This is a genomic window from Bacteroidota bacterium (assembly GCA_016194975.1).
GTDB lineage: Bacteria > Bacteroidota > Bacteroidia > Palsa-965 > Palsa-965.
Window position 1 is genome coordinate 16705 of sequence record JACQAM010000012.1, and the last position, 12719, is coordinate 29423.

General features: G+C 43.3%; 10 protein-coding genes. All 10 read right to left on the bottom strand.

The annotated features are described in order from the left end of the window. Positions 1 to 62: 62 nt before the first annotated feature. The 10 genes from HY064_08760 to HY064_08805 all read right to left on the bottom strand — a co-directional run bounded on the left by HY064_08760 (position 63) and on the right by HY064_08805 (position 12564). Entirely contained in the window at positions 63 to 2213 is a 2151-nt protein-coding gene (locus tag HY064_08760) for a carbohydrate binding family 9 domain-containing protein (GenBank protein MBI3510742.1), read from the bottom strand. Positions 2214 to 2238: 25 nt separating this feature from the next. Continuing rightward, positions 2239 to 3003, bottom strand: coding sequence for a hypothetical protein (locus tag HY064_08765; protein ID MBI3510743.1), 765 nt, complete (start codon positions 3001 to 3003; stop codon positions 2239 to 2241). After that, positions 3000 to 4676 carry an amidohydrolase gene (locus tag HY064_08770; protein MBI3510744.1) on the bottom strand — a complete coding sequence of 559 codons (1677 nt, stop codon included), beginning with the start codon at positions 4674 to 4676 and terminating at the stop codon, positions 3000 to 3002. The genes HY064_08765 and HY064_08770 overlap by 4 nt, the downstream gene beginning before the upstream one ends. An 8-nt stretch (positions 4677 to 4684) precedes the next feature. After that, positions 4685 to 5767 carry a Rieske 2Fe-2S domain-containing protein gene (locus HY064_08775; protein MBI3510745.1) on the bottom strand — a complete coding sequence of 361 codons (1083 nt, stop codon included), beginning with the start codon at positions 5765 to 5767 and terminating at the stop codon, positions 4685 to 4687. A gap of 52 nt (positions 5768 to 5819) precedes the next feature. Continuing rightward, complete coding sequence (locus HY064_08780; protein MBI3510746.1) at positions 5820 to 6590, bottom strand: SDR family oxidoreductase; 771 nt, start codon at positions 6588 to 6590, stop codon at positions 5820 to 5822. Positions 6591 to 6599: 9 nt separating this feature from the next. Further along, positions 6600 to 8597, bottom strand: a complete 1998-nt coding sequence (locus HY064_08785) for an amino acid permease (protein MBI3510747.1) — start codon at positions 8595 to 8597, stop codon at positions 6600 to 6602. Between the two features lie 312 nt (positions 8598 to 8909). After that, positions 8910 to 10346 carry a hypothetical protein gene (locus HY064_08790; protein MBI3510748.1) on the bottom strand — a complete coding sequence of 479 codons (1437 nt, stop codon included), beginning with the start codon at positions 10344 to 10346 and terminating at the stop codon, positions 8910 to 8912. A 202-nt stretch (positions 10347 to 10548) separates the two neighbouring features. Beyond that, positions 10549 to 11031, bottom strand: a complete 483-nt coding sequence (locus HY064_08795) for a D-tyrosyl-tRNA(Tyr) deacylase (GenBank protein MBI3510749.1) — start codon at positions 11029 to 11031, stop codon at positions 10549 to 10551. Positions 11032 to 11104: 73 nt separating this feature from the next. Next, entirely contained in the window at positions 11105 to 12037 is a 933-nt protein-coding gene (gene rsgA, locus HY064_08800) for a ribosome small subunit-dependent GTPase A (GenBank protein ID MBI3510750.1), read from the bottom strand. 77 nt (positions 12038 to 12114) lie between these two features. Then, positions 12115 to 12564 carry a hypothetical protein gene (locus tag HY064_08805; GenBank protein MBI3510751.1) on the bottom strand — a complete coding sequence of 150 codons (450 nt, stop codon included), beginning with the start codon at positions 12562 to 12564 and terminating at the stop codon, positions 12115 to 12117. Positions 12565 to 12719: the final 155 nt, after the last annotated feature.

A 12719-nucleotide genomic window follows, 5' to 3' on the forward strand; every position in this document is an offset into this window, starting at 1 on the left:
TCCGGCACGAAGTTGGATCACTGGAGAGAACATAAATTCCTTGATTGATCAATCTGCAATTCTCAGAATGCAAAACGGTAAACTAATTTCGCAACGCCTGTTGTAGATTGCGGGCGGAACATATCGAGTTGTTTGATGTTATCGTGTCCCTGATTATAAACAAAATAAAGATCGGATCCGATACGCGGGATCCAGTGCAGGCGGAAATTCAAACGCATAAGATCGTCGAATGAATTGTACTGGCCGAAAACAGAGATGTCGATCTTCGTAGTGAATGCATAATTAAAATACAAAGCGATCTCGTTCGTTGCCACATTTCCCTTCTGGAAACGGACAAGATTGTAATTATAATCAGCATTCATATTCATGTGTCTCGAAAAATTCACACCCAAGCTTGCATTATAGTTCTGGATCTTCCCGGTGTAAAAAGTTCCCCAGTTGTAATACGTGTCGAACCAGAATCTTCTTCCGTGAAAAGTGGAAAAAGCAAATTCAGAAACATGCATGAAATAATGTCCCACGGGAATGTAAATACTGTCGGTGATATTGAATTGTTCATCAAGACGATCATAAGTCTGTCGGAGATTCACTTCGAATGATTCGCCCGATTTGAATTCGGCGCCGACAATTCTTGTTTCATTATAAAACGATTCGAACTGGTGTGTACTCTGTGTTCGCAATGCAGCAAGTTCGAACGGTTTGAAATTCATTTTGCGAACACCGTATTTTGTAAAAATGCGCGGCATGATCACGAGATGCCAGTTGAATGCTTCGTAATTTTTACGCTGGATGAATCCGAGCTGCGGATCGAAATTCTGCTGGAGACTGGAAACAGCAATGAAATGATCGACGAGGTCGTTCGGGTAATCAGAATAAATGCGGTAAGCCAAAGAATTTTTTTCTGCGCGAAAATCATTCATGCTTTGCGCGATGTTTCCTGCCACCACAAGATTCCGGTGATGAAGAAATTTCGAAGTGGTATAACTTGCATCGATGCCGGCCACCTGGTTGCTCGTTCCTGCTCCCGCCTTATTCGTAAAAATTCCTCCGATGTAAGATTGTGGGCCGACGTCGCGTTTGTAACGAAGAACAAGATCGTTGTGACTGCTGGTCGTGTCGAATTTTCCTTCCTGTATGTCGAGTAAACCAATATTGTTTTTTCCGACTTTCCCGAACACGCGTGTGCCCGCAATGATGGGAACAGTTTGCAATTGTTCAATGCCGATGGTTCGCGTATAGAAAACCGTGTTGCTGTTTCCCATATAGAATTCAAAACTGTTATAACCTTCGAGAAAAAAATCGCGCTTCTCCGGGTAATCGATCGCAAAGCGTGAAAGATTAACGGGAATGCGATCACTTTCTATTTGTGCGAAATCAGTATTCGCAGTGATATTCATTTTCAGGGTAGGAGTGAGGTTGATGTTGAGATCGCCGCCGATCTTGTATGGATAAGTAAATCCATTGCTGCGTTCGTAATTCCATCCGCCAAGCGCGTACGGTTTAAATTCAAAATGTTTTGCGTAACCAATGTTTCCGATCCCGGACAAAGTTCCTGCATTCACCAATGAAAAAATACTATAATCGCGGCTCCATCCCTGCCAGAGATCTTCTTCATTTTTTCTTTTGATATCGCGTTCGAAATTCACTGCCCAGTGATGAAGTGAATCTTTATTGAACTGCAATGTGCTGAATGGAATTTTTATTTCTGCGAACCATCCGGTAGAATTTCTCGAAGTCTTCGCATCCCACACTCCATTCCAGTCCATCGTGCCTTCTTCTCCATTCGAGATCAATTCATCGGCGCGTGCGCCATTCGGATTGATCACAAATAAATATCCGTTGCGGCGATCATTGAAAGGAGAAAGTGCAACCTGGAAATTATCATCCGACCAATAATCAAAATCGCGCTGCATGAATTTCGCCGACATCATGGAAGGATCATTCATGTAACAATTGATCGCGAAGTAAATTGCAAATTTATCGTAAGCAATGCGGACTTCTGTTTTTTCACTTGCAGCTTCACCGAAGTTCAATTCGCGCTGGGTGAAATTATTTATAGGCGCGATGTGTTGCCAAACGCTGTCATCTGTTTTTCCATCGAGAAGAATTATACCCGGATAATAATTTGCATCAATCGTATCGGGCAATGCATGTTGCGCAACCAACCCGGCCGGTAATAAAAAGAAAATAAGAAAAGCACGGAAAAATTTCATTCGTTTATTTTAACCGAAAAAAATTTCAATCTACGCCCTTCGATCTTCCACCGGCAGCAAACCGGTAACCCACCTGCAAACTTATGCACATATCTTTTATGAATAAAGTATTCGTGTCCACTTTTCCCGTGTAAATGAAACGCGAGAGATCGTACTTGAACATGCTTTCGAACGTAAGAAACCGTTCGCTGAAGCCGAACCGTTTTTCAAAACCAAATCCTGCCATGAGCACGTGATTGATATTCGTGCCGAGCAGGTGATTTTCAAATGCGAGGGTTGTTGGCCCGCCCCAGATTCCATTCCCGGTTGAATTCTGTACTACGTTCGAACTTGCGCTGAGAAATATTTTCGGGGAATATCCTCCCATCACAAAAAATATTGTTCTTGCACTCGATTCATCGCTCATCAATCCAAGGCGCCCGATAATGGGAAGATACATTTCCATTGTGCGCAGCGTATGCGTGTACCCGAATGAACGATCGTAAATTGTGGAATAACCCGGCGCGAAATAATAGGTGTTGAAAGAACAGGATTGAGAAACTACTTCGAGACCGAATTGAACGTGCGCATTTTTAGACGGATAAAAATGAATCCTGAATTCGCCACCGAAACCAATTCTTGGAACTGCGGGATCACTGTGGCGTGGATCTGTTTTGAAAAATGAAACGATGCCTTCGGCGGAATAAGAGAAACCATATTTTGGCCCGCCGATCATGCGCGGGTAAGGATAGGCATGTACGCATTGCGCGGAAAAGATAAAAATGAAAAAAGAAATGAGAACACTTTTCATTTTGCAGCGTAAACTTTTTTTCCGCCGATAAAAGTAAAAAGCACTTTCGTCAATGGAATATTTTCTTCCGGGCAATTCATAATATCAGTATCAACCAGAATGAAGTCGGCGAATTTTCCCGTTTCGACACTTCCTTTTTCATTTTCTTCGAAATTAGAATACGCCGCCCAGCGTGTCATTCCATACAACGTATTTCTTCTTGATAAAGCATTTTCCATTTGAAATCCATTCGGTGGAAAGTGTTCCGGATCTTTTCTTGCAACCGCAGCATAAAAAGTATAAAAAGGATTGATGTTCTCCACCGGGAAATCGGTTCCGAGCGCAACTATTCCTGCAGAATTAAGAAGATCATTGTAGGCATAAGCAGAATGAATTCTTTTCGGGCCAATTCTTTTTTCCGCCCAGTACATATCACTCGTTGCATGTGTTGGCTGCACAGAAGGAATGATTCCGTATTCACCGAAAAAAGGAAGATCTGTCGGCGCAACTACCTGCGCATGTTCAATTCTCCAGCGTTGCAGAGAATCTTTCAAGAGTGAAGAATAAATTTTCAGGATAAAATGATTCGCTGAATCACCAATGGCGTGCGTGCAAACCTGGAAACCTTTGTCGGCGCACAATTTCATTTTCCCGCTGTAATGTTGAGGAGAACTCAGCAGAAAACCTTTCCAGCCGGGCTGATCATTGTAATTGGAAAACAAACAAGCGCCACGGGAACCAAGCGCGCCATCGGCATAGAATTTAAATGAACGCACATCGAGCTGATCAGTTTTGTAAGGGCCATGCAATAAATAATAATCGTAATTCGGTGCGCTGTCGCTGAGCATCGCATAAATTCTCATTTTCAGTTTCCCGTTTTTCTGCAATTGATCGATGAGATCTATTTTATCTTTCAGCAATCCTGCATCATCAACGGTTGTCAATCCAACTGCGAAACAATTTTCCTGCGCCTGCATCAATGCAGTGGTGACTGTATTATTATCCGGCTGCGGAATTATTTTTTCAACGAGATCCACGGCGTTATCAATGAGAATACCGGTCGCTCCTCCATTCAGAAATACAGTTTTATGGTTGATGCTTTTTCCTTCAATCATCTCGTGCAGAATTTCTCCGCCGGCAACTTCAGTTGAATCTGTTATGTGTGCAAGATCGAGCGCACGCTTATTCGCGAGCGCCGCATGCCCATCCACGCGCTTGAGAAAAACAGGTGTGTTCGGAAAAAGAGAATCGAGAATTTTTTTCGTCGGGAATTCTTTCATCGCCCAATCGTTCTGATCCCAGCCGCGGCCAATGATCCACGGATTTTTATTTGTAGCAGAATATTTTTTCACCCGGTCAATTACTTCCGCAAAAGATTTTGTTCCCACGAGATCACATTCCTGCAAACCCAAACCGTAATTCACAAAATGACAATGTGCATCAATGAGTCCCGGAAGAACTGTTTTTCCTTTGGCGTCAATGGTGGAATCGGCATCATACATCGCGCCGATGCTTTCATTGGTTCCCACGGCAATGAATTTCCCATCTTTCACCGCAAAACTTTCGAGCACAGCAAATCCTCCGTCGGCCGTATAAATTTTTCCATTTTTGAGAATAAGATCAGCGTGTTGTTTTTTTGTTCCGCAGGAAAAGAAGAACAGGAGTGAGAAAAAAAGGAAGAAACAATTGCGCATAAAATTTCTCATGAATTCATGAATTCGCAAATGAGACGATGAAAATGATGTGTTCCTGTTTCGCGCGCCGGGGAATATCTTCCGTTTTTATAGAAAGAAGAACGGATACCTTTCTGCACATCTTCAACGATCGATTCATCTTCACGTTCCACTTTATCAAGATCGGCGCCAGCACCACGATCGGGTTTGTTCTCTTTCCAGGTGTAAGTGATGAAAGAAACTTTAGTGAGATCAGGAGCCAGCGGGCGTACGATATTTATTGAAAGTCCCCAGGGATAAAAGTTGAACATGAGGTTTGGAAATATCCACCAGTAATAAGCAGCGATCTTTTTTCCATGATCGGGATGATCTTTTGGTAATTCGAAAATTTCATCTCCACCGCGCGAAAGTCCGAGTTGCAGAACGGAATAAGGAAAAAGTTCCGTGGAATAGGAATTGTAATCAAGTACAGCAGCGAGTGACTGATGAACGTACGGAATATGGAATCCTTCGAGGTAATTCTCGCAATACAAAGCCCAGTTTGCTTTCACCACGTAATCGCGGGAAAGAATTTCATGATGACTGAATTCTGTCAAAGGAAGAAAACTCATTCTTTTTTTCATATCGCCGAGAACATCGCCGGCAGAAATTTTTGCATCAATGGAAGCAAAAAGAAATTGTTCCCATTGTGAAAAAGGAACTTGTGACAAATTATCTTTTTCCGAAGGGAAATTTTCCACGCCTTCGAATTCGGGCATGGAAGAAAAATCTCCATTCAGTTTGAATTTGCGCCCGTGATAACGACAGCGAATGTGGCTGGCAGTGCAGGCAGCGTCCACTAAAATATTTCCACGGTGCGTGCACACATTCGAAAGACAATGCACGTGGTCCTCTTTATCACGGACAAAAAGTATAGGATCATTGCAGAATCCTTCGAGAAATAATTTCGGCGAAAGTTGTCCCTGCAGGCGCACCAGGTTTTTATCGCCGATGTATTGCCAGGTGGAAGAAAATATTTTCTTCTTTGAGATCTCAAAATTCTCCCTGCTGTTGTAGAAAGAAGTATCGAGTGTTTCAGCTTTGCGGATGTCAGGATCGACAAAAAATTTCATTGGGTGGATTAGAGATTTGTACGAACCATACTGATTAAAGATTGAGACGGATTCAGGATGACTTTCTGACCAATGTAGTTGAATTCGCCTGCGCTGCGGGCATGATCACAATGTCATTGATATTTACATGAGCAGGGCGACTCGCGATCCACCATGTTGTATCCGCAATATCTTCCGCACTCAGCGCTTCGAATCCTTTGTAAACTGTTTTCGCTTTTTCTTCATCGCCTTTAAAACGCACAAGTGAGAATTCTGTTTCCGCCATTCCCGGCGCGATCTGCGAAACACGGATGTTGTGATGAACCATATCCACGCGCATTGCTTTTGTCAATGCATCAACGGCATGTTTAGTTGCGCAGTACACATTTCCATTGGCATAAACTTCTTTCCCGGCAATGGAACCGATGTTGATGATGTGTCCGCATTTCCGTTCGATCATCAGCGGTGCAATGCTGCGCGTCACGTACAAAAGTCCTTTCACATTGGTATCGATCATCTGTTCCCAGTCGTCGGGCGATCCTTCCTGCACGGGAGATAATCCTGCTGCAAGCCCGGCATTATTGACAAGAAGATCTACGTTCTTCCATTTTCCGCTGAGCGATGCAACTGTTTTTTTTACTTCTTCGTTATTGCGTACATCGAATGCGAGTGACAGAACATCAATGGAATATTTTTCTTTCAGTTGTCGCTCCAGCATTTCGAGACGCGTTTTCCTTCTGCCGGAAATGATCACATTCCATTTCTCCGCAGCAAATTTTTCTGCTATCGCTTTTCCGAATCCGGCTGTTGCACCGGTAATGAATGCTGTTTTTATTGCTGACATGATGCAGGATCAGGAATTGGAAGTTTGTGCAAGACGGCTATTCTTCCTGCTGTAAGTAAAATAAATTACGAGTCCGATGATGAGCCAGCCCGTGAACCACAACCAGTTTTTCCATCCGAGTTCCGACATCATGTACAGGCAACACAAAAGTCCGAGTACAGGAATGAGAGAAAGTTTGCGGCTGATGGAACGATACACAATGAAAAGTGCAACCAAAAGGAAAACCCACATGGGGATATTGTGGAAGAAAACATTGAAACCCGATTCATATTTTATTTTGTCATCGTCCACAGAAGCTCTCACGATCCTCACATATTCTCCATTGTTCACCGCAGCTGCGAGATCTGTTGTTGCAACACTGTCGGAATTATTTTTCACTTTGGCAACTGTAGCAGAATCGAAAGCATCCGGTTTGGAAGCAGCGAGTGCAATGAGTTTATTCCTGATAGAAAGTGTTTGCGCGGGCGTTGTCATTTTCAATAATGTGTCGCTGTCAAAAACTTTTTGTGATCTGAAAAATTCTTTGGTGGAATCGGGAGAAAATTTCACGCACACCACTGTGAGCGCCACCGCGAGTACTGGTACAATGTAACGCGCGCTCACATAAGGCAATCGGAATTTTCCACGCGGCGCATTCGGATCCGCATCGAGGCGCAACACGCCTGCGCACACGAGCACGAAAGCGAAAAGTGTTCCGAGACTGCATACGTCGGTAACGAAACTCAGGTCGAGAAAAAAAGCAGGAATTCCCACCATCAATCCGGTCATGATCGTTGCGAACGATGGCGTGCGGAATCGCGGATGAATTTTTGAAAATCTTTTTGGTAATAATCCGTCGCGGCTCATGGTAAGCCATATTCGCGGTTGCCCCAATTGAAAAACAAGAAGCACACTTGCCATTGCCACAACGGCGCTCACCGCAATAATATTTTTCAGCCATTTCAGTTGTGCAAATTTTTCAAACACATGTGCGAGCGGATCCCCGACATTCAATTCTTTATAGCTCATCATTCCCGTGATCACGAGCGCAATGATGACGTACAAAACGGTGCAGATAACAATGGAATAAAGAATTCCTCTCGGCAGATCGCGCTGCGGATTTTTACATTCTTCTGCAGTAGTGGAGATCGCATCGAAACCAATGTAGGCGAAGAACACTGCAGAAATTCCGCCGAGTAATCCCCCGACTCCATGTGGAAGAAACGGATGCCAGTTATTTGTGTCAATATAAAATGAACCGAAGACAATGACCATGATCACCACCACCAATTTTATTCCCACCATGATGTTGCTCGCATTGCGCGATTCTTTCATTCCGCGATAAACGAGCCACGTAATGAGTACGATGATCGACAGCGCAGGAATATCGAGCACGAAATGAAAACTTCCGATAGCAGGCGCATTTTTCCACGCAAGATATTTCGAAACTTCGCCGCCGAAATCCTGCGAACCTGCAAGCACATTGAGTTTGCTTCCGGAAGAAAGCATTTTCGAAATATTATTGAATCCATTATGCGCAGTGAAATAATCCATAGTCATCCATTCCGGCATGTGCCAGTGATGCCCGTGAAAATTGATGCTGTTGAATAAACTCGTGAAATAATCGCTCCATGAAATTGCAACGGTAATATTCCCGATCGCATATTCCATAATGAGCGCCCAACCGATGATCCACGCAAAAAGTTCTCCGAACGCTACGTACGAGTACGTGTATGCGCTTCCTGACACGGGCACGAGCGATGCAAATTCTGCGTAGGCGAGTGCTGCAAAACTGCAGGCGACCGCGGTGAAAATGAAAAGAAGAATAACACCGGGTCCGCCGAGATAACTTGCTTTTCCAATGGTGGAAAAAATTCCTGCGCCAATGATCGCCGCAATTCCGAAAGCAGTGAGATCGCGAACGCCGAGTGTTTTGTGCAATTTTCCTCCCGATGCTTCAGCGTCAATATCTGCATTGCGCATGATCTGTTCAACAGATTTTTTCCGGAAGAGTTGTTGGAATGACATTCAGAATTTTTTGTTGCGGCGGGAATGTAAAGAGCCGGACAAATGTACTAAAAGTGGGGCGGAAATTGTTTGGGAAAGTTTGGTGAATGGGGAAAGGGAGTTTCGAGTTCGGAGTTTCGGATTTTTCCATTTCAATTCATCAGCACAATTTTCTGCGTCGCCGAAATTTTTCCGTTCACTTCCAGGATGCAGAAATAAATTCCGTTGGAAAGATTTTCTCCGTTAAACGGAAGCTAGTAATTTCCTTTTTCTGTTTCCGTTTATTAAAAGCAATTTTTTTTAAAAACTATTCTTAAACAAATCTTCTCTATTTTATTTTTTCTTTTTAAAATAAGAATTGATCCGTTCAGCATCGATCAAGGAAAGTAATCCTATCATGAGCAAAGGCAAAGCGGCAATGCGGTAACGAACGAGTGCACCGAGAACCGGTGTAGTGATTCCCATAACGAGCAATAGTAAAAGAGAAAAGGTAAAACAAAAACCGGTGAACGGCGGAGAGATGGGTTTCGCTTTCCATTTGAACATCATGAACAGCAGCAACACAAGAAAAATATTTTCAAGGATCGGAAAAAGCATCATCACATTTTTTCCTTCCCACGGATACGGGCGTAGGAGTGCGTGCAACATTGCCAATGGAGTTGCCCTGATAAAACTGCGCACGTTGGGTTGCAGCTCATTCATTCCCATTAAACTTCCTGCTCTCGGAAAATCGGTGAGCATTCGGTAATCGGCGTAATCATGACTTTTCTTTACAAAAACAGTATCGGAAAAATCAGGATAGAAATACCAGTAATAATAATTTGCGCCTTCGCGTATGTGAAAAGTGGAATCATTCACTTTCTGCAGATCTTCATGATGATCGCTTGCAATGAAAGCAACCACAGAATCGCTGAGCAGATAAGTTCCACCGCGCGCAAGACGGAGAAAATCATTTTGTTTCCACGCAAGAATCTTCAGCGGATCGTAAGTGGGTTTGATGAATTTAACGGTCAATCCTGCAATGAGAAAAAGTGTAACGGTAAGAAGATATTTTGAAAAAATATTTTTTCCGGAACGGAGTGTCCAGCCAAGTCCTGTGAGGGAAGGAAGCAATGCAGCGAGTACATAGAATTTGGTAATGAAAAGTATCCATGAACAGATGACAATGTAAAGCAGGCGATGAAGTTTGTTGTCGGTGAACCAGAGAAACGACTGGTAAATAATAATTCCGAGTGTGAAGATCATGAGTCCTTCTTTCAGCACGCCTGAGGTCCAGAACAGGAGTGAAGGAAGAAGAAAAATAATTGCGGCGGAAAAATATTTCCATCCGCGGATGAAAGGAAGAATAACGCGGAAAAGTGCGCACAGCCCGATGAAGGCAAGCATGCACATGAAAAGCGAATGAATATGATAATTTCCCAATGAAAAAAGGCGGAGGATGGCGTTGAATCGAATAAGAATATGTGCATCGTTGGCCAGGTTATTATCGAACTGCTGGTTCCAGAAATTCATCCGGTGATAATAATGTTCATCGTAATAAGTGGTGCCGGCGCCAATGCCGCTTACCATGTGAAAATAATCGGAAGGATGATCGTGCAGGGCGTCATACATCACCTGGCTGTCGTTGAAATATTTCCAGATGTCGGAATTTTTTTTGTCGGCGTAATGAAAAGAATAAACCCACCAGAGGGCAAAACCGGCAGCGACTTTAGCAAGAAAAAAAAACGGGGGCATCCACGGTTTCAGTTCTTCAAAGCGGAAAAATTTCACTTTGAGAATCAGAAAAATAAAAAGGCAGAGATAGATAAAGAAAAGTAACCAGGACACGACTGCAAATTACGGGAAAATCTACTTGAGTTTCTGCTTGATTTTTCCTTTGTCTTAGTGGCCAATCTTTTTTGCCACAAAGGCACAAAGGCGCGAAGATTCACAGTGAAATATTTAAAGCGTTTCACTACGAGAATATGTTTTTTCACTCCCTGTTTTTCGAATCAATGATTATTGTCACCGGCCCGTCATTGATCAATTCCACTTTCATGTCGGCGCCGAATTCCCCGGTATGAATTTCTTTCCCGAGATCAGCGCAAAGTTGTTTTACGAAATTTTCGTAGAGTGGAATGGCAATTTCCGGTTTTGCAGCTTTGAAGTAAGAAGGGCGATTTCCTTTTTTTGTGGAAGCATGCAGGGTGAATTGTGAAACGCACATAATTTCTCCGTTCACATCTTTCACCGATAAATTCCCGACTCCGCTTTCGGTTCGACGGGCAGGCATGATTTCTGCGGCATCCGGAAAAATCCGCAGATTGATAATTTTCTGTGAAAGCCAATGAATATCTTCCATTGCATCTGCTTCTTCTATTCCAACAAGCACAAGCAAACCATTCCCGATCGACGATTTTATTTTGCCATCGATGGTAACAGTAGCGCTGCTTACTCTCTGAATGACGACTCTCATTATCGAAGCTCTAAGTTCTCAACTCCAAGTTCTCAACTCTAAGTTCTCAATTATAAGTTCTCAACTCCAAGTTCTATTCGTACTCCTTTTCCAATTCCTCTCCATTTAAAATCTGCAGATAACATTCGTACCTCGTGAGTGCAATTTCACTTTTATCTACTGCATCGCGCACGGCGCACCCGGGTTCGCTGTCGTGCAGGCATGCTTTGTATTTGCACTGGCCCAGGCGCGCGCGCATCTCGGGAAAAAAATGTGCGAGTTCGTTTTTCTCAATGTCAACGATGCCGAGTTCTTTTATTCCGGGCGTGTCGATGACGAATGTATTTTCTCCGAGCGCGTGCATCTCCGTAAAAGTAGTAGTGTGCATTCCCTTGTTGTGCGCTTTGGAAATTTTCCCGGTCTTCAGTGAAAGCGAAGTGTCGAGCGAATTGATGAGTGTGGTTTTCCCGGAACCGGAATGTCCGCAGAGCAGATTTATTTTTCCTTTCATCTTTAATTTCATCACTTCCACATCTGTTTTTTCATTGGCAGAAATGATGGAACAGGGGTAACCTAAAGATGAATAAAGAATCATGAGTTGTGCGAGATATTCCATTTCTTCTTCATCCATCAGGTCGCGCTTGTTGAAAATAACGGAGGCCGGAATTCCGTATGCTTCTGCCGTCAATAAAAAACGATCGATGAATCCGAGTGAAGTTCTTGGGTGATGAAGAGTCGCCATCACATAAGCATGATCGATATTGGCAGCGAGAATATGTGTTTGCTTGGAAAGTTTTGTAGAACGGCGGATGATGTAATTTTTCCGTTCATGAAGATTCACAATGAATCCTGTGCCGTCCTGGTGTTGTTCCACCTCCACGTGATCACCCACCGCGATCGGATTCGTGTTTTTCGTATTCACACCTTTCACACGGAATTGGCCCATGATGCGGCACTCGAGTTCTTTTCCATTTTCGAAACGAACCGTGTACCAGCTCCCGGTCGATTTAGTAACGATGCCTTTCAGGTTGATCACTCTTCAAAGATAACGGCGCGAATACAAGCAGCAAATATCATTTCAAAATAAAAAAACTTATTGGGAATTTATTTCTTCGGTTTGGCTTTCGCAGCCGGCGCTTTTGCAGGAGCCACATAATTTCCGCCGGCATCGAAGGTCATCTTTTTACCTCCTACGCTTGCGGTGTAACTGACTTGTCCGTTTGCCCTGGTGATCTTATAAACATTCAGCACATTCTTTCCCGCATCATGAGTGAGAATATAATTCCGGGCTGCCTCGGGTAAATTCGCCTGGTCGATCATGAGTTCTTTCTGAATATAAATTCCATTTTTGGCGAAGATCGCTTTCATAGTATGTATGTCGAGAGAAAAGTCGGCTTCATAATCCACTCCTCTCATCATCCATTTGGTATTTTTAGCAGCGGGAAAAAGGGAATCAAATTTATGCTGCACTATCGCGGGTACTTTTACTGCGGACTGTGCATACGACGTTGCGAAGGAGAACGCCACGACGAGAAATAAAAAAAGCTTTTTCATTTTCTGGTGTTTTGTTGCTACAAATTACTGAGAAATTCGCCATGAATTTTTACCGGGGCGTGGTATTTTTATCAACTGCTTTTCATTTAAGATCCCGGTGTTCGGGGAATTTTTCCAATTTTAAATACTTAACAGAAATCTCTCTTCCATTTGTG

What these genes read in the sequence shown, in the direction of transcription:
- HY064_08785 (MBI3510747.1), bottom strand. Translation starts at nt 8,597, where the DNA reads ATGTCATTCCAACAACTCTTCCGGAAAAAATCTGTTGAACAGATCATG.
- HY064_08775 (MBI3510745.1), bottom strand. Translation starts at nt 5,767, where the DNA reads ATGAAATTTTTTGTCGATCCTGACATCCGCAAAGCTGAAACACTCGAT.
- HY064_08780 (MBI3510746.1), bottom strand. Translation starts at nt 6,590, where the DNA reads ATGTCAGCAATAAAAACAGCATTCATTACCGGTGCAACAGCCGGATTC.
- HY064_08795 (MBI3510749.1), bottom strand. Translation starts at nt 11,031, where the DNA reads ATGAGAGTCGTCATTCAGAGAGTAAGCAGCGCTACTGTTACCATCGAT.
- HY064_08765 (MBI3510743.1), bottom strand. Translation starts at nt 3,003, where the DNA reads ATGAAAAGTGTTCTCATTTCTTTTTTCATTTTTATCTTTTCCGCGCAA.
- HY064_08770 (MBI3510744.1), bottom strand. Translation starts at nt 4,676, where the DNA reads ATGCGCAATTGTTTCTTCCTTTTTTTCTCACTCCTGTTCTTCTTTTCC.
- HY064_08805 (MBI3510751.1), bottom strand. Translation starts at nt 12,564, where the DNA reads ATGAAAAAGCTTTTTTTATTTCTCGTCGTGGCGTTCTCCTTCGCAACG.
- HY064_08760 (MBI3510742.1), bottom strand. Translation starts at nt 2,213, where the DNA reads ATGAAATTTTTCCGTGCTTTTCTTATTTTCTTTTTATTACCGGCCGGG.